This window comes from uncultured Maricaulis sp., assembly GCF_963976135.1.
Lineage (GTDB): Bacteria > Pseudomonadota > Alphaproteobacteria > Caulobacterales > Maricaulaceae > Maricaulis.
Window position 1 is genome coordinate 1 of the sequence record NZ_CAXBKN010000058.1, and the last position, 19,686, is coordinate 19,686.

A 19,686-nucleotide genomic window follows, 5' to 3' on the forward strand; every position below is an offset into this window, starting at 1 on the left:
GCCGCGCCGGGCAGAGCCCGCCTTGAACCCTTGCCAAGCAGGGCGCCAGACTGGACTTGTCTCGTCAAGGGTCATGACCGCGCAGCGGCGCTTCGCGCCCTTGACGAGACAATTCCAGTCTGGCCGGATCTCGGCATGGATTTCAGGGTGAGGTGTGGCCCGCGCCGGGGATCGCTGGCCTTGCGGCGCCCGATCCTGTCCGGCGTTTGTTTCGATGCATGATCGAGCCCCGGGCGCCGGCCACCCTCATCTGCCCTTCGGGCATCTTCTCCCTGAGGGAGAAGAAGGGCGTTTGGTGGTGGAGGGGGGGCGGGCCTTCTCCCATGGGGAGAAGGTGCCCGAAGGGCGGATGAGGGGGGAAGCGCCGCGCCGGGAAACAATCCCCTCAGACGCCGCCCTATTTCTCCCGGTAAAGCCCACACAGCTTATTGCCGTCCGGGTCGCGGACATAGGAGAGGTGCATCGTGCCCATGCTGGTGCTGCGCGGGCCGGGCGCGTCCTCGATCGAGGTGCCGCCATGGGCGACGCCGGCATCGTGGAAGGCTTTCACCTGCTCGGGGCTGTCGCATTTGAAGCCGATCGTGGCGCCATTGGCGCAGCTCGCGGGTTCGTCATTGATCGGCTCGGTGATGCCGAATGTATTGCCGTCATGGCGGTAGAAATAGCGGACATGACCGGTCGGCGAGACATTGCGCATGGCCTCGCCTGCGCCCAGCGTGGCGAGCACGGCGTCATAGAATGTCTTCGATTTCTCGATGTCGGTGGCCCCGACCATGATGTGATTGAACATGCTGAAATTCCTCCCTGAATAGTGATCGTGTCGGGCCTGGATCAGTCCCAGTCAAGCCCGATGTCGAAATTCGGCGCCGAATGCGTCAGCGCGCCGACGGAGATGATATCGACGCCGGTTCCGGCAATCGCGCGCACCGTGTCGAGATTGACGCCGCCGGAGGCTTCCAGTGTGACCTTGCCGCCCGCCTGGGCGACGGCGGACTTCAGGTCCGCCAGTGTGAAATTGTCGAGCAGCACGCTCTCGGCCCCGGCCTCGATCGCTTCGGCGAGCTGATCCAGCCGGTCGATCTCGACCGCGACGCGGGTCATGTGGCCGGCATGGGTTTTCGCAGCGTGCACGGCCTTCCCGACGCCGCCGCAGACGGCGACATGATTATCCTTGATCAGGATGGCATCATCGAGCCCGAAACGGTGCATCGCACCGCCGCCGGCCTGGACGGCCTGGAGTTCGAAGGCGCGCAGGCCCGGTGTCGTCTTGCGGGTGTGGGCGATGCGGGCCCTAGTGCCGGAAACCGCATCGACATAGCGTTTGGTGAAGGTCGCGATGCCGCTCATCCGGCCGAGAAAATTGAGCGCGATGCGTTCCGCTGCCAGCAGCGCGCGGGCCTGGCCATTGACGGTGGCGATGATGTCACCGGGAGCAACCGCATCGCCATCGCCCATATGGCATTTGATCATGGCGTCGGGATCCATCTGCCAGATCGCCTCGACGGCCGCTTGCAGGCCGCACAGCACGCCGGTATCGCGCGCCTTGAAATAGAATTTCGCCTCCTCGCCAGCCGGGATGCAGGCCAGCGAGGTAAGGTCGCCGCGCCCGCCCTGGTCTTCGGCCAGGGCACGGGTGACGGCGTCCTTGACGATGAAATCAGGCAGGGGCGAGACGGGCATGAGTGGTCCTATTCGGCCGGCACGGTGTGAGCCAGGGTGTGGGGTCTTGTGCCCGCCAGATCGGCCAGCGACAAGCGCGTGTGACGCGCGATGGCATGGGCTTGCGGGAAGTCGGTGCGGAAATGGCCGCCGCGGCTCTCCTGCCGGGCGATGGCGCCTTCGGCGATGAAGCGCGCCGCGATCAACGCATCGGCCTCGCCATGGCGTTCAATCATGTCCCCGATCAGCGCGTTCAATTCGGCCAGTCCGGCACCCGAACGTTCGACACCGCAATTGCGGCTCATTGCCTGGCGCAGCCGGGTGAGGGCGAGCGGCGGCAGGGCTGGCGGCAGGTTTCCTCCCTGGCTTGCAGGGGAGGTGGCCCGCGCAGCGGGACGGAGGGGCGCTTCGCTCAACACCTTCGCGACCCGCGCCGCACTCACCAGCCCTTCGGCCAGCGAATTGGAGGCCAGACGGTTGGCACCGTGCAGCCCCGTCGAGGCGCATTCGCCAATCGCCCACAGGCCGGGATTTGAGGTTTGTCCATCAATATCCGTCGCCACACCGCCCATGTGATAATGCGCCGTCGGGGCCACCGGGATGGGTTCGATGCGCGGATCGATGCCGGCGCTCATACAGGCGGCGAAAACGGCAGGGAAACGGACAGGGAAGGCATCACCAATGGCAGAGCTGCAGTCGAGCAACGCATGTCTACCGGCAAGGTTATGACGATGCACCGCACGGGCGACGACATCGCGCGGTGCCAGCTCGGCATCCCTATGAATCGCTTTCATAAACCGGTGTCCGGAGCGGTCGACCAGGGTCGCGCCCTCACCGCGCAGGGCCTCGGTGCACAAGGGCGCCGGATCGAGCCCGGCATTCAGGGCGGTTGGGTGAAACTGAATGAATTCAGGGTCCTGGATGGTAGCACCCAGCCGCGCCGCCATCGCCATCGCCTGGCCCTGGGCCCCGGCCGGTGTTGTCGTCAGCGCGAACAGGCCTCCGGCACCACCCAGGGCAAGGATGGTCTCGTCCGCGAGGATGGGATGAATCGCTCCTTCGGGGTCGCGGGCCAGCGCCCCGGCGCAATCGCCCTTATCCCCGGCTATCAGGGTCGCCGCCGACCAGCCATTGCGGATCTCGACATGCCCGGCCGCGCGCACGGCCGCGATCAAAGTCTGCATGATCGCTGCGCCGGCACCATCGCCCGTCACCCGGGCGACGCGGTGGCGCGAATGGGCGGCTTCGCGGGAGAGGGACCAGGTCTCGCCCTCGCGCTCGAAGGGGGCGCCGAGCGCCGCCAGCTCGCGCACTTGCTGTGCCGCACCTCTGGCCAGCGCATGGGCGGCACCGGCATCGACCAGACCGGCACCGGCCTCGATCGTGTCACGGGCATGCAAGGCGGGGCTGTCATCATCCGCCAGCGCCGCAGAGACGCCGCCCTGGGCCCAGCTGGACGCTGCGCCTTCACCCAAGGGCGAACCGGTCAGCAGCACGGCCTGGCGCGGTGCCAGTTTCAGCGCTGCCCAGAGCCCGGCAATGCCGGCACCGATGATGAGGACGGGGCGGGTCATGATCTAGACCGCGACGATCTCGACGAATTTTTCCTGCTTCGCCGGGTCGAAATGCGCCGGCGTCTTCGGGCTCGGCAGATCAAGCATGGCCTGGACCGAGGCGCGGGCGCGCTTCGCGATCTCTTCGTCGACGATCACCTCATGCTGCTCCAGCCGCAGGGCGTCATAGATATTCTCCAGCGTGATCCGCTTCATGTGCGGACACAGATTGCACGGGCGGATAAATTCGATCTCGGGCACATCGATGGCGACATTGTCGGACATCGAGCATTCGGTCAGCAGGACGGCCTGTCTGGCGCCGCTCTTTTTGGCCCAGTCGGCCATCGCCGCGGTCGAGCCGGCGAAATCGGCGGCCTGGACCACTTCCAGCGGGCTTTCCGGATGGGTGATGATGACAATGCCCGGATGGGCGTCGCGCAGGTCCTGCACATCCTCGGCCGTGAACTTCTCATGCACTTCGCAAGAGCCCTTCCAGGTCAGGATGCGGATATCGGTCTGGGCCGCGACATTCTTCGCCAGATATTCGTCGGGCAGCAGGATGACGGTGTCGGAGCCGAGGCTCTCGACGACCTGGACGGCGTTCGAGGAGGTGCAGCAGATATCGCACTCGGCCTTCACTTCGGCGGAGGTGTTGACATAGGTGACGATCGGCACGCCGGGATAGGCGGCGCGGATCCGGCGCACATCCTCGCCGGTGATCGAGGCGGCCAGCGAACAGCCGGCGCGGGTGTCGGGGATCAGGACTTTCTTGTTGGGCGCCATGATCTTGGCGGTTTCGGCCATGAAGTGGACGCCGGCCTGGACGATGATTTCGGCATCGCTGGTCGCGGCCATGCGCGCCAGCGCCAGGCTGTCGCCCATCAGATCGCCGACGCAATGGAAGATGTCGGCGGTCATGTAGTTGTGGGCGAGGATGACGGCATTCTTCTCTTTTTTCAGCTGGTTGATCGCATGGATCAGCGGTGCCTTGGCCGGCCATTCCAGCGGCGAGACAAAGTCTTTCACCTTCTCATAGAGATGATCCGTCGCCGCCTTGACCTCGTCGGTATAGGGCAGGGCAGGGCGATCATTGACCGTCGGGCTGTAACCATCACCGCCGGTCTGGCGGTTGCGGTTTTGGGTGAAATCAAGAATTTCCATCATCACTCACTTTTGCTCTAATTGAGCATTTTATAGGCCTGAAAAAGCGCAATTCCAGTCTGCTGAAACCGCCTTTTGCTCGAAATGAGCCTATCTATGGAGTGCTTATATGCTCACTTTGAGCACATGGCAAGGGGGGAGAGGCTGGCCGGTGCGCGCCGTGCTAGTCGGGTTCGGCAGTTGTCGCGCCGAAAATCTCCTGGGTCGCTGCCTCGCTCGACGCAGTGTCGACTGAATAGAGCGAGGCGACGCCCTGGGTCGTCGCGGCCTGGGCGGTCGGGTTCGTCTCCTGCTGCGCGCCCGTTGCATTATGCGCCGCATTGGAGAGAGCCTGGCTGGTTTCCTGAAACAGATTACCCTCGGAAAGCGCAGGGGCATCGCCCAGTATTTCCACATTCGCCTGGGTGACGGCATCGGTGACTTGCGGATTGACCGGTTGCAGCGCCCAGGCCGGAGCGCTGGCCGTTGTCACAAGCATGAAGCCAGATGCAATCAGATGTGACGCGCGCATGGCGATCTCCCGGTTGATAGGCGGTGATTCTATTCGAGGGGGCTTGCGGGAGGATTAAGTGTGCGGCAATGCCGCTCGCGCGGGGCGCCCTAGAAGGCGGGCGGGCTGTTGAAGATCATGGGTGCGCCGCCATCGGGATGGCGGAAGGCCAGCGTTTCGGCGTGCAGGCACAGCCGGGGGCTGGCGGCCAGCGCCTCGGCGGGCGCGTAGAGATTATCGCCCAGGATCGGGTGGCCGAGAAAGGCCATATGGACGCGCAGCTGATGCGTGCGTCCGGTCAGCGGTGTCAGGCGCAGGCGGGTCCGGTCAGTCCCCGTCTCCAACACTTCCCAGTCGGTAATCGCCGGACGGCCATCGGCCAGATCGACATGCTGTTTGGGCCGGTTGGGCCAGTCCGACTTCATCGGCTGGTCGATGCGGCCGGAGACCTGCGCCATCTTCCCCCAGACGAGGGCGATATAGGTCTTGCGCGTCAGGCGCTTTTCAAACTGCTTGCCGATATGGGCATGGGCCCGCGCATTCAGCGCCAGCACGATCAGACCCGATGTATCCATATCGAGCCGGTGGATCATCGTCGCCGTCGGGTATTGCGCCCGCACTCGCGCCTCCAGGCAATCAGCCAGCTCTGGTGCATTCCCGGCGACGGTCAAAAGGCCCGCCGGTTTGTCGAGCACCAGGATGTGGTCATCGGCATGCAGAATGGGCAAGGGCCCGGCGGGCGGCGGGTTGTAGGTGAAGGGACGCGGTTTGTCGGGTGCGGACACGCCTAGAGCCGCGGTGTTGCCAGGCCCAGCGAGGGCAGGCCGGCCAGGGCTTCGCGGCGATAGCGGAAGAGTTCCGCCGGGCGGCCGCCGGTCATAGCTTCCATCTTGCCGGTGCCTTCGACAAAGCCGGTGCGGTCGAGGGCGCGGCGGAAATTCTGCTTGTGCAGGCGGTAGCCGACAATGCCTTCGACGACCTGTTGCAGGGCCGAGAGAGTGAAGAGTTCCGGCATGAGTTCAAACACGATCGGGCGATATCTGACCTTGCCGCGCAGCCGGATAATGGCGGTGGCGAGAATGCGGCGATGATCGGACGCCATCGCCTGGCCCAGCTTGGGGCCTGTTGGTGGTCCGTCGATCTGGCCATCGCGTTCGGCCTCATCGACAAGACCGGCCTCATAGAGAAGTTCGAAACGGTCCAGCGCGTGTTGCTCATTCCAGTTGGCGCCATCGAGGCCGAAGGCCTGCTTGACCCGGTCATGGCGCGAGGCGCGGCCGCCCGGCGCGCCGGCCTCATCGGCCCAGGCCTTCAGGCGCGGCACGATATCGGCATCGATCATGTCCGGCTTGCCGGCGCGCCAGTCTTCCCAGGGAAAGAAGCTGTACCAGCCGCGCCATTGCCCGCCGCCCTCGGGGGGCGGTGCCGCCACCGGCGTCAGGCCGAGATAGCCGATCGAGATGATGCGCGAATCCTCCAGACCCGACATCGCCGCGACCGGCGCTTCGCGGCCGCGATCACCAAAAGTATAGAGTTGTTCGACATAGCCGAGCTGGAAGCGTGCCTGCTCGGCGACCCAGCGGCGCAGTCCGATTTCGAATGTGCGGTGTTCGGCCGGATCGAACGGGCCGAAGGGCAGGGCGACATCACTGCCCGGATGCGGCACGATCAGCACTTGCGGCTGTTCGGTATCAGCGGCGAGGATCACCGCATTGAGGCCGACGACGATGGATTGTCCGGCCATTGCCATCAGCTGGTCTCAAACTCTGAAAGCACGGTCTCGAAACGGTCGAGGAAAAGCTGCTGGGCCTGTTTGACGGGAAGCGGGCGAATCTCGATCTCCAGATCGGCGGGCGGACGGCCGAAGAATTTCACGGATTCCTCGTGCGAGAAACCGGCAATTTGTGTGGCTTCGAAATAGGCACAACAGACATCAGCGCGCTTCACCTTGCGCTTGACCTCCTTGGGCAGTTTCGGTGGCAGGCCATAGCGCAAGTGAACCGCAGCCTCCAGCCGGTCTTCGAAATCGCGGTAATTGACGCCGAGCGCCGCCTTGAACGGGCTGATCATGTCACCGATCACATATTCCGGACTGTCATGCAGCAGCGCCGCCAGGCGCCATTTATGCGGTGTGCCTGGATAAAGCTGATCGAGGATGTCCAGCACCACGACCGAGTGTTCGGCGACGGAAAAGGCGTGATCACCCATCGTCTGGCCATTCCAGCGCGCGACGCGGGCCAGGCCATGGGCGATGTCCTCGATCTCGACATCGAAGGGGGAGGGTTCAAGCAGGTTGAGCCGGCGGCCTGAGATCATGCGCTGCCAGGCGCGCGGGGCATCTTTTTTCGTCTTGGCGGCGGGCGGCATGGCTGGGGTCTCATTTCGCGGCGGGCTGCGGAAATAGCAGACCGGTCTGACCTTCGCCACCGCGCGCTGAACTTCCTCCACAGTTGTCTGCGCCGCGATGTCGCAGGATCGCCGCCGTTGCGCGGGGCGGCAGGGCTGCGTAGATGTAGGGGGTCAAAACAATCATCATGGGAGAAATCGATGTCGCTTACACGTGTTGTCATGCGCCTTGGACGCAATCCGGATGCCGGTTTCCCCGACGGTGACGATCATCACGGCTATGTCGTGATCGCGCCGCTCGACAAGGACGGCAAGCTGGATATCGAAATGTGGCGTGCCAACAAGGAAGCGTGCACCGTTGACCGCTTCTCTCCCGATGCGACCGAGACCGCCGATGGCTGGCTCTCGCACCGCGGCACCCACTGGTTCTTCCGCTATGACGAAGAGGAGGAGGGCCCGGATGAACCGGTCTTCCGCCTTGGCGAGCATTCGATGCGGATCGGCGATTATCTCACCATCCACGAAGCCGATGGTGATGACCTGACTTACAAGATCACCGAAACGACACCGCTCTAGTCGGCGGCGACAATGGCGATGCGGTCGGCCTCCGGGCTGACCGCAATGCGGTTGACCTCGGCGAGGCCCAGCGCGTCCAGATCGGCAATCGCGGCCCAGGCCGGCGAGAGCGAGGGTGCGGCCGCGTCAGCTGAAACACTGCCGTAATACAGCGTGCCACCGGCTGCCGAGAAGACACCGTCAAAGGCAAACATGCCGGAGACCGGGCTGGTGATGCGCGCGAAATCCTGTGACTGGCCGGGCAGGTCGAAACCGTCACGGATCCTGCCGGTGACGAAGTCGAGCCGGTGAACGGCAAAACCGCCATCGGCGCGTTCCAGTGTGACCCAGGCTGTGCTGCCATCCTGGCTTCTGGCCATTGAGCGTCCGGGATTATCGGCCACATGCTGCGGCATTTCCGGATCGGCCGTGCGATCAATCAATTGCAGCGTATTGGTCTCGCCCAGCGCGAAGGTGACAACGTAGCGCATATCACCGCTGAACAGATAATAACCGACCGGCGCCAATGCCTCGGCGGCATAACGGTCTGTATTGTCGGCATTGGCCAGATAGGCATTGCCCGCATAGCCGCCGGGCGGCTGGTAGATATAGGCCAGCTCCGCCTCACCCGGCGGCACGCGCGGCGAATATTCACTTTCGCCCGGGGTCAGGGTGACAGGGGCAGTGTCGCCGCTGGCGAGATCGAGGCGCCAGATATCGGTTTCGCCACTGTCATCGCCGGCGGTGTAGAGCAGGCCGCTGCCATCCGGCGTGAAAAAGGGCTGGTTGTCATAGCCCGGACGTATAATGCCGCCCGTCGGCGCGCCGATGACCGGGCGGCCACCGACCCAGTCCAGTGCAAAAATACGGATATCCGTGCCCGGCAGGCCCGTCGCTTCCTCCGCCGGTGCGGCCGGCTCGATCTCGGCTGCCGGCGTGGCAGGGGCTTCGCGCACCGCCGGCGCCTCCGTGACATCGGGAGAGCAGGCGGCAAGGCCGGTGGCGGCCGCGAGGGCGAGATATCGACGCATCAGCGTTTCCTTATGGCGGCAGCGCCGACGCCATAGCCGGCTCCGTAGGCGCACATGATCCCGGTTTCGCCGGCTGTCATGTCGTCGGAATTCATCTGGAAATTCATCACCACGCTCGAGGAGGAGGTGTTGCCGTATTCCTCGAGAATGGAGGGCGCGTTATCGGGTGTGCGGTCGCGGCCGAGAATGCGTTTGGCGATCAGATCAACCATGCGGATATTGGCCTGGTGCAGCCAGGTGCGGCGGATTGCGTCCGGCTGCAATTCCAGCCGCTCCATCAGATCGCGCGCCACTACTGGTGCCAGGGAAACCACGTCCTTGAAGACCTTGTGCCCGTCCTGGTCGAGGCCCGGCTGGTAGTCCGGATCGACGATGCGTTCGGCGATATTGATGAAGCCGTAATCGGAGCGCAAATGGTTGGAGAACCTGTTCTGTGTGTGGGTGCCCAAGACCTCCCAGCCGCCCGGCGTACCGTCATCGGCCTCAACCAGAATGGCGCTGGCGGCATCGCCGAAGATGAAATGCACATCGCGGCGCGAATGGACATTGATGCAGGTCATGATCTCCGGTGAGCAGACCAGGATGCGCCGGGCCTGGCCGGAGCGAATCATCGCATTGGCGATATTGAGTCCGTAGAGCGCCGAGGCGCAGGCCATGGTGAGATCAAAGGACCAGCCGGTGGCACCGATCAGATTCTGGATCTCGCAGGACAGGCCGGGAAAATTGCGTTGCTGGGCCGAGGAGGCGACGATGACGCCGTCAATCCCGGAACCGTCGCGGCCGGCTTTCTCCAGCGCCGGCGTGACGGCGCGCATGGCAAATTCTGCCTGGACGGAGATGTCATCGAAACCACGCGGCGGGATACGCGGCGTCAGGTGATCGATGTCGAGAATGCCCGACTTTTCCAAGACATGCCGGCGTTCGATGCCCGAGGCATTGGCGATAAACTCGGTGCTGGAAAAGGGCACCGCCTCGCGCTCGCCCGCGGCAATCGCGGCTGAATGCTCTTCATTGAAGCGCGCCGCATAGGCGTTATAGCTCGCGACCAGCTCGGCATTGGTGATCACATCGGGCGGAGCCCAGAATCCGGTTGAGCGAATAATGCTGGTCTGCACGGTATCGGCCTCATCCCTGCTATCCATCCCCGACACCGTAATACATGGACACGCCTAATCAATGCGGCGCTGCATCGCGGCAGAAACGTGCTTGTTTGCCACTCGATCGAGCAAGTCTGCACCATTATGCGGCGCAAACCGGCGAAAGGCAGGAAAATTTCCCCCGGGCATCGACAGCCCGCCCCCCGCCTGCCTAGCAATGACGCACTGCAACATTCTGGAGAGGTCCGATGGAAGACGCTGGCATCGACACAGGCAATATCGCATGGATCCTGACGGCGACCGCGCTCGTTCTGATGATGACGCTTCCCGGCCTGGCCCTGTTCTATGGCGGGATGGTGCGGCGCAAGAATGTGCTCTCGACCATGATGCAGAGCCTCGGCGCCACGGCCGCCGTAACAGTGCTCTGGGCTTTGCTGGCCTATAGCCTGGCATTTTCTGATGGCGGCGGTCTCAATTCATTCGTCGGAGGGCTCAGCCGGATCGGACTGGCCGGCATTACGCCCGAGACGATGTCGGGCGATCTGCCGGAAAACCTGTTCTTCATTTTCCAGCTGACCTTTGCCATCATCACCGTGGCGATCATCGCCGGTGCTGCCGTGGAGCGTATCCGCTTCTCCGCCTTCATGATTTTCGCTTCGGTCTGGCTGATCCTGGTCTATGCGCCGATCTGTCACTGGGTCTGGGGCGGCGGCTTCCTGTCGGATGCCGGCGTGCTCGACTTCGCTGGCGGTGCGGTCGTGCACATCAATGCCGGTGTCGCCGGTCTGGTGCTGGCGAAGTTTGTCGGCCCCCGGCGCGGTTATCCCGGCGCCCAGATGATGCCCGACAATCTGGTCCTGACCGTGATCGGGGCCGGCCTGCTCTGGGTCGGCTGGTTTGGCTTCAATGGCGGCTCGGCCCTGGCGGCCGATGGCGCGGCAGCCCATGCCTTTGTCACGACCCAGCTGGCGGCGGCTTCGGCGCTTTTGACCTGGATCGCGATTGAGTGGTTGCAGCGCGGCAAGGCGAGCGTGCTCGGCGCCGCCTCCGGTGCGATTGCCGGCCTGGTTGCGATCACGCCGGCGGCGGGCTTCGTGCCGGCCTGGGCGGCCTTCATTATTGGCGCAGCCGGTGCGGCCGGTGCCTATTGGGGCGTCACGGCCCTGAAACGCTGGGGCAAGTGGGACGATACGCTGGACGCTTTTGGCCTGCATGGCGTCGGTGGTCTGGTGGGGGCAATCCTGACCGGAGTCTTTGCCTCGGAAGCCATCGGCGGCACGCCAGGCGCGATCGAGGGGAATCTGATGCAGGTCTTCACCCAGAGCTGGGGGGCACTGGCGGCGGCGCTGTATTGCGGCGTGATGAGCTGGGTCATCCTGTTCGCGCTGTCGAAATTCATGACATTGCGGGTCGGCGAAGAGGATGAGGTCACGGGCCTCGACACCACGCTGCACGGCGAATCCGTCGGTTCCTGACAAAACGCCCCCCGGCTACGGGCCGGAGGGCGACGGGGTCTGTCTGGCCGGTTTGGCCGCGCCGTGTTCGTGGCGTGTGGGCCGGACCGGCCGGGCAGCGGCGATAAGGGCCGTCTAGAGGCGTTCGACGAAGACTGTTCCGGCCGAATATCCCGCGCCGAAGGAACAGATCAGCCCTTTCTCACCGGCGGCGAAACCGTCATGATGGCGGTGGAAGGCGACCAGCGATCCGGCGCCGGCGGTATTGGCGAACTCGTCAAGGATGACCGGCGCTTCGCCCGGCTCGGCATCGCGGCCGAGCACTTTGCGCGCCACCATCAAATTCATGTTGATATTGGCCTGGTGCAACCAGAGACGTTTCAGGTCGGCCGGCGTCAGATCAATGGTGGCGAGATCCTCGAGGATCATCTCGGCGACCATCGGGCAGACTTCCTTGTAGACCTTGCGGCCCTCCTGCACGAAATAGCGGTCCTCAAACTCCGGCTCCGGCACTTCGCAGGCATTGAGAAAGCCGAAATTCGAACGGATATTGTTCGAGAATTTCGTCATCATCCGGGTGCCGAGAATGCGCCAGCCATCGCCATTGGCCATGTCCTCGGATTCGATCAGCATCGCCACGGCGACATCGCCAAAGATGAAATGGCTGTCGCGGTCGCGGAAATTGAGCTGCGCCGTTGTCAGTTCCGGACAGACGACCAGCACCGATTTGGCCATGCCCGACTTGATCATGTTGACGGCATTGATGATGGCGAATGTGCCCGAGGAACAGGCGACGGTCATGTCGAAGCCGAAGCCCTCAATGCCCAGCGCATCCTGGATCTCGATCGCAATGCACGGATAGGTGCGCTGCATCGAGGTGCCCGAACAGATGACGGCATCGACATCGGCCGCATCGCGACCGGCATTGCTCAGGGCCTGGCGCGCGGCAGCGACGCCGCACTCGGCCATGATCGAGATTTCCTCATTCGGACGCGGCGCCACGCGCGGACGCATGCGATCGACGTCGAGTACGCCGGCCTTGTCGATCGAATAGCGCGACTTGATGCCGGAGGCCTTCTCGATAAACCCGACCGAGGAGGGGTTTTTCGCTTCGACGGCGCCGCGTTTGATCGCGTCGGCATGCTCGGCATTATATAGCTCGACATGCTTGTTATAGCACTCGACCAGCTCCTCATTGGAGACAGTGTCCTCGGGGACCCAGAGGCCGGTGGACCGGATAACCGCATTCATGTGAGCAACTCCAGACTGGGCCAGACATGGCCGGACTCGGATCTTACAAGCGCGGCAACTTAGTCGGGTGCGGCGGCGGCGTCACGTGGGGATGACGGTTGCTCGGTTGCGGCGCCGGCGCCTGCACGAAAATCGCCACGCGGCTTGCCGCTGGAGGTTTGAGTGGATCACCTCGCAATGGGAGGTGTGTGGGACGCCGGCGAATGCCGCTTAGCGCAATGAGTAAGTCAGACATTCGACACGTCCCGCCAAGTCTTCCTGGAAAAAGGTGGGAGACTTACCCGGACGCCTTGCGGCCCGCCTCGAAACCGCAGTGGATGGGGCGGTCGAGCTTTGTGCCGCTTTCCTCGCCGATGGCCACGCCGGGGCTCGGGTTGTCATATCTCAGCCCGGACGAGCGCCAGGCTTCCAATCGCTGCAAATGACTGAGCTTGCGCCTACCGTGCGACCGGAACGCTGTAGGCATTGGCGCAGCTTGAGGGGCGGGGATAACTTGGCGCCAATTTGTGTGTCCAGCGCCCGATGGCCGCTAATTTTGTAGCGCAACCAGAGGAAGTCGCGCAGGATGCGCAGGAGCCTGTCTGCCTCGCCGAGTCCGCAAACCCGGTTCGGTGCGTTTGGCAGGAGCTCGCAAAACAAGGGAGAAGGCGTCCAATGACACCGTCAAGAATGCTTGGATTTATTGCTTTGGTGATTGGCATTGTCTTGCTGGTTTTCGCCTGGCAGGGGTCAAATGCCCCGGCCGATCAGATCACCGAAGCGCTGACCGGCACCTATACGGACCGCACCATGTGGTTTCTGATCGCCGGGATTGCATCCAGTCTTGGCGGGCTCTTCCTGCTGGTCTTCGGCAACCGCACCAGGTAGCGGACCCCGGCCTGCCGGTCTGAAGCCCGGCTTGCACGATCGCCGGGATCGCGGCTATCTGGCGGGCCAGGCTGGTCATGTCCGAGGGTGCCCATGAGCGAAATACCGGCGATTGCAACGGCGGCAGACTACATGCGCCAGGGCCAGGCGCAGCTGGCAGCCGGCGCGTCGGGGCCGGCATGCATTGCCTTCTGCCAGGCCCTTGATCTAGAGCCGCGGCTTGCGGCGGCGCACTACAATCTCGGTGCTGTGTTGCTGATGGGCGGGCGGGCGGGCGACAGCCTGCCGGGCCTGATGACCGCGGCGATGCTGCAGCCTGGCCATGCCCAGATCACCATCGCCCTGGCCCGTTCAATACTGGAAAATGGTGAGCGCGCGCGCGCGGCCAGTCTGCTTGCCCAGGCCTCCCGTGCCCAGCCGGAGAATGAGGCGTTGCGCGAGGCGGCAGCGCAATGCCCAACCGGTCCCGATGCACCGGCAGACCTGGACGGTTTCGCCAGCCGCGTCAGCGCCGGGGAGGGCAATGCCCGCTTTGCCGAAGCGGCGGCCTTGTTGACGGCTGGCCAGTTGGATAGCGCTTTCGCCAAGGCGGCGGCACTGGTCTGGGTCGCGCCGCAATCCGTGGCCGTCTGGATGCTTCTGGCCGAGATTTCCCGGGCCCGGGGCCGTGGTGAATATGCGGAATTCTGCGTCCGCCGGGCCTTGGCGATCACGCCGTCGGACGGGCAGGTCTGGGCCCTGCTGGCCCGGCTCGTCGCCGAGGCCGAGGGACGATTGGCGGAGGCGGAACGGATCTGGGCCCGGGTGCTTCAACTGGAGCCACTCAATCCGGATCTGATCGCCGAGGCGGCGGCCTTCCATGACCAATCGCTCGATCCTGGCCCCATGCTGGCCCTGCTGGAAACGGCCCGGGCCGATGGCGTTGATTTCAACCGTGCCGATCTGCTCGATGCGCTGGCCCGTGCCCTGTTCCGCGCCGGGCGGCTGGACGAGGCGCAAACCATGATTCTTCAGGCCCTGGACCGGCCGGGCGATCCTGACCAGATTCGCAGTCGCCAATTCACCCTCGGTGCCATCGCGGACAAGCGAGGCCGCTATCATGAGGCCCATACCGCCTTTCTGGCCGGAAACCGGTTGCGGGAGACGGTTTGGGAGGAGGAGGGGCCGTGCGACCACACCATGATCACACGCCGGATCGAGAGCCTGCATCGGCGGCTGAAGGCAGAGATCGGATCCGGACACAGCGCGGTGAGCGATGCTGACGCCGGGCCGGGCAATATTGCCTTTCTGATCGGCTTCCCGCGCTCCGGAACGACCCTGCTCGACACCATTCTGCGCTCACATTCGCGGGTGCGGATTGTCGAGGAACAGCGCGTGCTCAGCGATGCCCTGCGCCAGGTCGTGGACGGGATGAGCGGCGATGAATCCAATTTCACCGATGACTGGCTCGACCGGCTCGATGCCAGCGACCCGGCCGAGCTGCGCGCCACTTATCTGGACCAGATGGCCCGCTATGCGGGCGAGGCGCTCGACCCAGACAGAGTCTATATCGACAAGCTGCCGCTCAATATGAATTGGGCGCCGATGATCCATAAAATCCTGCCCCGGGCTGTCTTCATCCTGGCCGGGCGCAATCCACTCGATGTCGCGACCAGCAATCTGTTCCAGGACTTCAAGCCCAATAACGCCATGCTCAACCTGACCAGCCTGGCGCGGATCGACCGGCTCTATGACCTGAGTTTCTCGCTCTGGCGGGATTTCGACGCCTGGCGGCGCCCCCGTGTCGCTAACGTCAGCTACGAGGCGCTGGTCGATGATCTTGAGGCCAGTGTGACGCCGGTGATGCGCCAGCTCGGGCTCGAATTCGAGCCGGCCCAGGCGCGCTTTTTCGAGACCGCCCGCCAGCGTGGCCGTATCAATACGCCGAGCGCCAACCAGGTCACCCAGGCGCTCTACAAGACCTCGAGGGAGCGCTGGCGCAATTACGCTTTTGCTCTGGACGGGGAGGATAGCGTGCATTTGCGGTCATGGGCGCAACGCCAAGGTTATGCTATCGCCTGAGGGCGGGGTAGTCAGTGTCCGCTTCGCGGCCTTTTGAACCGACAAGACTGCGAGGAGCCAGTCCATGCCCGATGATGCATCAATTCCGTCCGTATTGGGCTACAAGGCCCAGCTACTTGCACTGCAGACCCAACTCGTCATGCTGCAGCGTCACCTTATCGCCAGCGATCAGCGTCTTCTGGTCCTGATCGAGGGGCGCGATGCGGCCGGCAAGGACGGGCTGATCAAGCGCATCACCCGCCATATGAGCCCGCGCGAAACCCGCATTGTAGCGCTAGGCAAACCGTCCGACCGGGACCGTTCGAGCTGGTATTTCCAGCGCTATGTGCCCTATCTGCCGGCCGATGGCGAAATCGCCCTCTTCAACCGTTCCTGGTACAACCGGGCCGGGGTGGAGCGGGTGATGGGGTTTTGTAACGAGGCGCAGCACGAGGCCTTTTACAGGGACGTGCTGACCTTCGAACGTCTGCTGGTTTCCTCGGGCACGACGGTGCTCAAATATTATCTCGACATCTCCTATGAGGAGCAGGCCGAGCGCCTCGCCGAGCGCAAGACCAGCCCGCTGACCTCCTGGAAGATCAGCCCGATCGATGCCGTCGCGCTCGACAAGTTCGATGATTATTCGCGCGCCCGCGATCGCATGCTGGCGGAGACCGGCGCGGAGGATCTGCCCTGGCGTGTCGTTTCTGCCGACAGCAAGAAGAAAACCCGCCTGTCGGTGATCGCCGATATCCTGCGCTCGGTCGATTGCCCGCATCTGGTGCCGCCGGCGCCGGGCGAAGCCGCGCCGGTTCTGCGCAGCGGCGGTTAGGGGCGAACCGCGCAGGGTCCGGCAATCGCGACTGCCGCCGACGTCGGGGCGCGGTCCTATTCGGTCCCGCGGCCGCCCGGAGCGGCGAAGACTGTAATGCCATCGCGTTCGAGACCGGCCGTCCACAGCTCGCCATTCCACACCAGCGCCGTTGTCGTGCCTTCCTGGGCTTCTGCAGGGCCGGTGAGGCCATAGACGGCGTGCCCGTCACGATCGACCGCGATGGCCATCGCTGGCCGGTCGGGCAAGGCCGGCAGACCAGCGAGCTGCAACCAGCGCCAGACCAGACGTTTGACGAATGGCCGGGCGTGCAACGCCTCCAGGCTCGGCGAGCGCAGTGAGGGCATTGCCGTCCAGATCAGTCCTGTCGCGCTGTCAAATTCAAGATTATCGGGATAGCCGGGCAGGCCCTCGATCAGCACGCTCATTTCCCCGCTATCGGGATCAAGGCGCCAGATGCGGCCGGTCCAGGTCTCGTTGATATAAACCAGCCCGTTTGCCGGATCATGATCGACCCCGTTGATGAAGCCGAGCCCGCCGGCGAGTTCGGTGAATTCGCCGGGGCTCGTGACCAGGAGAATGCGTCCGGTCTGTTCCGACTCCAGGAAGGATTCCATGTGGTGGCCATAGGGATGACGCAGGGAGGCGTCGGTCATCACGATACGCCCGTCTGCGAGCACGGTCAGGTCATCGGCGAAGACAAGTGGTCCCTCCGGTGCCGCGCCCAGCCAGACATCCCAGCCCGCATCCGTTCGGTGCAGCAGGCCGCGCAGGGCGTCGGCGACGAAAAGCGAACCGTCCGGCGCGAAGGAGAGGCCCAGCGGCCTGCCGCCCGTATCGGCAAATTCCACCCAGTCTCCGTCCGCCGCGCGCACCATGATCCGTCCATCAGCGAGACTGGTATAGAGGCGGCCATCGGGGCCGGGCTCGAGGTCTTCAGCGCCATGCAGATCGGCGCGCTCGGTGCGTAGCGGTTCGCGGACGGGTGCGAAGAGGGATTCCAGCGCCGGATCGGCCGGCCTGTTGACGAGCTGCATGGCATTCAGCGACCCCGGACCCCAGGCAGCCAGAGACACAAGGGCGGCGAGACAGCCGATCCCGATAACAATCCAGCGCATGGTGACCCCCCCGATAGCTATTGGAAGGGTGACCTGTCTTGGCGGTACGAGCAAGCTGTGTGGGTCATGTCTCGAGAAATTCGGCCTAAGCCTTTGGCATATTGTCTTGAATTTGCCCGTCCAGACGGTGGAAATCTTCGCATTTGCATCTATTTTGATAATCAGCTAATTATCAAAATATGAATAGCGCCTTCAAAGCCCTCTCCGATCCAACCCGGCGCCGTGTGCTCGAACTGCTCAAGCAGGGCCCGATGAGTGCGGGTGAGCTTGCGGACCAGTTTGAGGTTTCGAAATCGACCATGTCGGCGCATTTCGCGATCTTGCGCGAGGCAGGCCTGGTGGCATCCGAACGGCATGGGACATCCGTTGTCTATCACCTGCGATTATCGGTGCTGGAAGACGCATTGCTGGGTTTTGCCCGCCTGTTCGGCTGGGAAATAAGCGCGAAACCCTTACCCGGTATCGCGCCAGACGATGACAAGGAAACCGAGACATGACGTTTAAATCCGAGACACCCAGACTGCGCATCAGCCCGGTACTGATCGCCATTCTGGTCTTGGCTGTGCTGGCGATCGCCGCCGCTGCCGAATTTGACCTGATCGATCGCGAATATGCAAAGCGCGGCGTCGGTGCCGCTCTGGCGCTGCTTCTGCTGGTGCTTGGCAATCAATTGCCCAAACTGATCCTGCCAAGAGCGGTGCGCCAGGCCAATCCGGGTCCGGTCCTGGCGGCCGAACGCTTCGCCGCGACAATCCTTGTGAGCGCCGGTCTGGCCGCGCTGGCCGTGTCGATCTGGTGGCCGGCGGCGGAGATGATGGCGCTGGCGGGCGTGATCGTCCTGGCGGGGTTCGCTTTGTCGGCGGCCAACTGGGCGCGCGTGATCCTGACCGGCAGCGCACCGGCGCACGCAGCGGCGGCCGGCCTGATGGCATCACCATCCCGCATGGCCGTGCTGATGCTGATGCATGCCCTGTTCTGGGTCGCGGTCATCTTTCTCGCGGACTCGATCTGGGGCGATATGGTCTCGCGGTGGCTGACCGTGCCCTTCATCCTGATCAATGGCGGGCTGGGTGTGTTGTTCGCGCGCCGCTTCCGGCGCCAGGCCTAGGAGTCTGTGATCTGGCGGATTGACTGCCTGGGACGCAGTCCCGCCAGATCACGCCCCCCGGGCCCGCGTCTGCTATTGCCGGCCGAGCTCCGAGATCGACAGGGTCGAACGGGCATATTCGCCGCTCTGATAGGAGCCGACCCAGACGCTGTAGCTGCCGGACATCGGATTGCCGATAGTGACGATCGGGTTGAGGCCATTGCCACTGTCATCATCGCAATACAGATTGCCATTGGGGGCCCGGATGACCAGGGTCGTGTCGGAGGATGAGGTCGACGAGAAGCTCAGATTGAAAGATCCGGCGACGTAATTGACCTGGTAGTCCACCGAATTGGCGATCCAGCCACGGCAACTCGACGAGACCGAGCTTGCATTGACCGAACCGCCAGAAGTGATCGCGACCCTGAAAGGATCGGGGGTAAAGCCGGCGCGCAGATTGACGCTGCCGAAAGTCTGGGCCTGTCCGGCCGAGGCGAGTGTGGCCGCCATGATGACAGCAGTGAAGACGGTTTTCATGAGATATCCTTTCTGGATCCATTCGTGAGAAGACGTGGGGCGGCGATCAGCCAGTCACCGTGTAAACAACGCCGCCGCCGGACCGGACGTGCAGGTTCTGGCGGGCATCATGTCCGGCCAGTCCGGCCAGGACAGACCAGCATTCGGCGGAAACGCGGAACGTATAGCTCTGTCCCGGTCTGATGCTGACGCCTGACGGCAGGCGGTTGAGACCGTAGGAGGGTGCACTGCAGCGCGAGAGCAGCACCGAGGTCAGGGTATAGCCCGAGCGGTTCACCACCTGGATGATGCCCGTCGTATCGCCCGGACGCACCAGCGGTCCGCCGGTGACGAAATTGTCGACGACGCTGGTGCAGCCGCTGAGGGCGAGCGTGGCGCTGAGCAGGAGGGCGGGAAGGGCAAGTCTCATCTTGGCGTCTTTCGCTAGGCCCGGCCTTTCGATCTCAGGGCGAGATCCTGCTTGGCTGGGACGGTGATCCTGATATTTGTATTGAGTAAATCTGCGGCGCTCCGGCCCCGCCATCCCCTGTTTCGGGGAGATCAATCAGGCTGGCCGCCGGCGTAAAACCACGCTGGGGCAGGCCGGTGCGGGATGTGCCGGTGATGGG

Annotated in this window: 21 protein-coding genes; 7 read left to right on the forward strand and 14 right to left on the reverse strand. The window is 63.9% G+C overall.

Going from position 1 to position 19,686, the window contains the following annotated elements:
* Nucleotides 1–397 precede the first annotated feature (397 nt).
* The 8 genes from AAC023_RS09070 to AAC023_RS09105 all read right to left on the reverse strand — a co-directional run bounded on the left by AAC023_RS09070 (nt 398) and on the right by AAC023_RS09105 (nt 7,179).
* Entirely contained in the window at nt 398–790 is a 393-nt protein-coding gene (locus AAC023_RS09070) for a VOC family protein (RefSeq protein ID WP_339740362.1), read from the reverse strand.
* Nucleotides 791–831: 41 nt separating this feature from the next.
* Nucleotides 832–1,680 carry a carboxylating nicotinate-nucleotide diphosphorylase gene (gene nadC, locus AAC023_RS09075; RefSeq protein ID WP_339740364.1) on the reverse strand — a complete coding sequence of 283 codons (849 nt, stop codon included), beginning with the start codon at nt 1,678–1,680 and terminating at the stop codon, nt 832–834.
* Nucleotides 1,681–1,688: 8 nt separating this feature from the next.
* On the reverse strand, nt 1,689–3,233 hold the full coding sequence (locus tag AAC023_RS09080; RefSeq protein WP_339740366.1) for an L-aspartate oxidase: 1,545 nt from the start codon (nt 3,231–3,233) through the stop codon (nt 1,689–1,691).
* 3 nt (nt 3,234–3,236) lie between these two features.
* Nucleotides 3,237–4,376: a quinolinate synthase NadA gene (gene nadA / locus AAC023_RS09085; RefSeq protein ID WP_339740368.1), complete on the reverse strand. Its 1,140-nt coding sequence runs from the start codon at nt 4,374–4,376 to the stop codon at nt 3,237–3,239.
* Nucleotides 4,377–4,536: 160 nt separating this feature from the next.
* Nucleotides 4,537–4,851 carry a RebB family R body protein gene (locus AAC023_RS09090; protein ID WP_339740370.1) on the reverse strand — a complete coding sequence of 105 codons (315 nt, stop codon included), beginning with the start codon at nt 4,849–4,851 and terminating at the stop codon, nt 4,537–4,539.
* A 122-nt stretch (nt 4,852–4,973) separates the two neighbouring features.
* Nucleotides 4,974–5,648, reverse strand: a complete 675-nt coding sequence (locus tag AAC023_RS09095) for a pseudouridine synthase (protein WP_339740372.1) — start codon at nt 5,646–5,648, stop codon at nt 4,974–4,976.
* A gap of 2 nt (nt 5,649–5,650) precedes the next feature.
* Nucleotides 5,651–6,607 carry an NAD regulator gene (locus AAC023_RS09100; protein ID WP_339740374.1) on the reverse strand — a complete coding sequence of 319 codons (957 nt, stop codon included), beginning with the start codon at nt 6,605–6,607 and terminating at the stop codon, nt 5,651–5,653.
* A 5-nt stretch (nt 6,608–6,612) separates the two neighbouring features.
* Entirely contained in the window at nt 6,613–7,179 is a 567-nt protein-coding gene (locus AAC023_RS09105) for an HD family hydrolase (RefSeq protein WP_339740376.1), read from the reverse strand.
* Nucleotides 7,180–7,410: 231 nt separating this feature from the next.
* Between AAC023_RS09105 and AAC023_RS09110 the strand changes: the two genes are divergently transcribed.
* Nucleotides 7,411–7,785, forward strand: a complete 375-nt coding sequence (locus tag AAC023_RS09110; RefSeq protein WP_339740378.1) for a hypothetical protein — start codon at nt 7,411–7,413, stop codon at nt 7,783–7,785.
* Here AAC023_RS09110 and AAC023_RS09115 read toward each other — a convergent pair.
* Both AAC023_RS09115 and AAC023_RS09120 read right to left on the reverse strand, forming a co-directional pair.
* Nucleotides 7,782–8,795 carry a hypothetical protein gene (locus AAC023_RS09115; protein ID WP_339740380.1) on the reverse strand — a complete coding sequence of 338 codons (1,014 nt, stop codon included), beginning with the start codon at nt 8,793–8,795 and terminating at the stop codon, nt 7,782–7,784. The genes AAC023_RS09110 and AAC023_RS09115 overlap by 4 nt on opposite strands.
* The gene (locus AAC023_RS09120) at nt 8,795–9,937 is read right to left on the reverse strand and encodes a beta-ketoacyl-ACP synthase III (protein WP_339740382.1); all 1,143 of its coding nucleotides are present in this window, start codon (nt 9,935–9,937) and stop codon (nt 8,795–8,797) included. The genes AAC023_RS09115 and AAC023_RS09120 overlap by 1 nt, the downstream gene beginning before the upstream one ends.
* Before the next feature lie 203 nt (nt 9,938–10,140).
* Here AAC023_RS09120 and AAC023_RS09125 point away from each other — a divergent pair, with 203 nt between their 5' ends.
* The gene (locus AAC023_RS09125; RefSeq protein WP_339740384.1) at nt 10,141–11,367 is read left to right on the forward strand and encodes an ammonium transporter; all 1,227 of its coding nucleotides are present in this window, start codon (nt 10,141–10,143) and stop codon (nt 11,365–11,367) included.
* Between the two features lie 114 nt (nt 11,368–11,481).
* Here the strand turns inward: AAC023_RS09125 and AAC023_RS09130 are convergent, their stop codons facing one another.
* Nucleotides 11,482–12,597: a beta-ketoacyl-ACP synthase III gene (locus AAC023_RS09130; protein ID WP_339740386.1), complete on the reverse strand. Its 1,116-nt coding sequence runs from the start codon at nt 12,595–12,597 to the stop codon at nt 11,482–11,484.
* Between the two features lie 669 nt (nt 12,598–13,266).
* Between AAC023_RS09130 and AAC023_RS09135 the strand changes: the two genes are divergently transcribed.
* From AAC023_RS09135 to ppk2, 3 genes are all read left to right on the forward strand, one after another.
* A complete protein-coding gene (locus AAC023_RS09135) occupies nt 13,267–13,464 on the forward strand; it encodes a DUF3185 family protein (RefSeq protein ID WP_339740388.1) in 198 nt (65 codons plus the stop codon).
* Nucleotides 13,465–13,557: 93 nt separating this feature from the next.
* Nucleotides 13,558–15,525, forward strand: a complete 1,968-nt coding sequence (locus AAC023_RS09140) for a sulfotransferase (RefSeq protein ID WP_339740390.1) — start codon at nt 13,558–13,560, stop codon at nt 15,523–15,525.
* 64 nt (nt 15,526–15,589) lie between these two features.
* A complete protein-coding gene (gene ppk2, locus AAC023_RS09145) occupies nt 15,590–16,336 on the forward strand; it encodes a polyphosphate kinase 2 (RefSeq protein WP_339740392.1) in 747 nt (248 codons plus the stop codon).
* Nucleotides 16,337–16,392: 56 nt separating this feature from the next.
* On the opposite strand, the gene AAC023_RS09150 is transcribed toward ppk2, so the two are convergent.
* Nucleotides 16,393–17,454, reverse strand: coding sequence for an SMP-30/gluconolactonase/LRE family protein (locus AAC023_RS09150; protein ID WP_339740394.1), 1,062 nt, complete (start codon nt 17,452–17,454; stop codon nt 16,393–16,395).
* A 179-nt stretch (nt 17,455–17,633) separates the two neighbouring features.
* Here AAC023_RS09150 and AAC023_RS09155 point away from each other — a divergent pair, with 179 nt between their 5' ends.
* Together AAC023_RS09155 and AAC023_RS09160 are read left to right on the forward strand one after the other, a co-directional pair.
* On the forward strand, nt 17,634–17,951 hold the full coding sequence (locus AAC023_RS09155; protein ID WP_339740396.1) for an autorepressor SdpR family transcription factor: 318 nt from the start codon (nt 17,634–17,636) through the stop codon (nt 17,949–17,951).
* A complete protein-coding gene (locus AAC023_RS09160) occupies nt 17,948–18,562 on the forward strand; it encodes a hypothetical protein (protein WP_339740398.1) in 615 nt (204 codons plus the stop codon). Before AAC023_RS09155 ends, AAC023_RS09160 begins: the two co-directional genes overlap by 4 nt.
* 72 nt (nt 18,563–18,634) lie before the next feature.
* On the opposite strand, the gene AAC023_RS09165 is transcribed toward AAC023_RS09160, so the two are convergent.
* Nucleotides 18,635–19,078: a peptidase S1 gene (locus AAC023_RS09165; RefSeq protein WP_339740399.1), complete on the reverse strand. Its 444-nt coding sequence runs from the start codon at nt 19,076–19,078 to the stop codon at nt 18,635–18,637.
* A gap of 46 nt (nt 19,079–19,124) precedes the next feature.
* Complete coding sequence (locus AAC023_RS09170) at nt 19,125–19,487, reverse strand: hypothetical protein (protein ID WP_339740401.1); 363 nt, start codon at nt 19,485–19,487, stop codon at nt 19,125–19,127.
* Nucleotides 19,488–19,686: the final 199 nt, after the last annotated feature.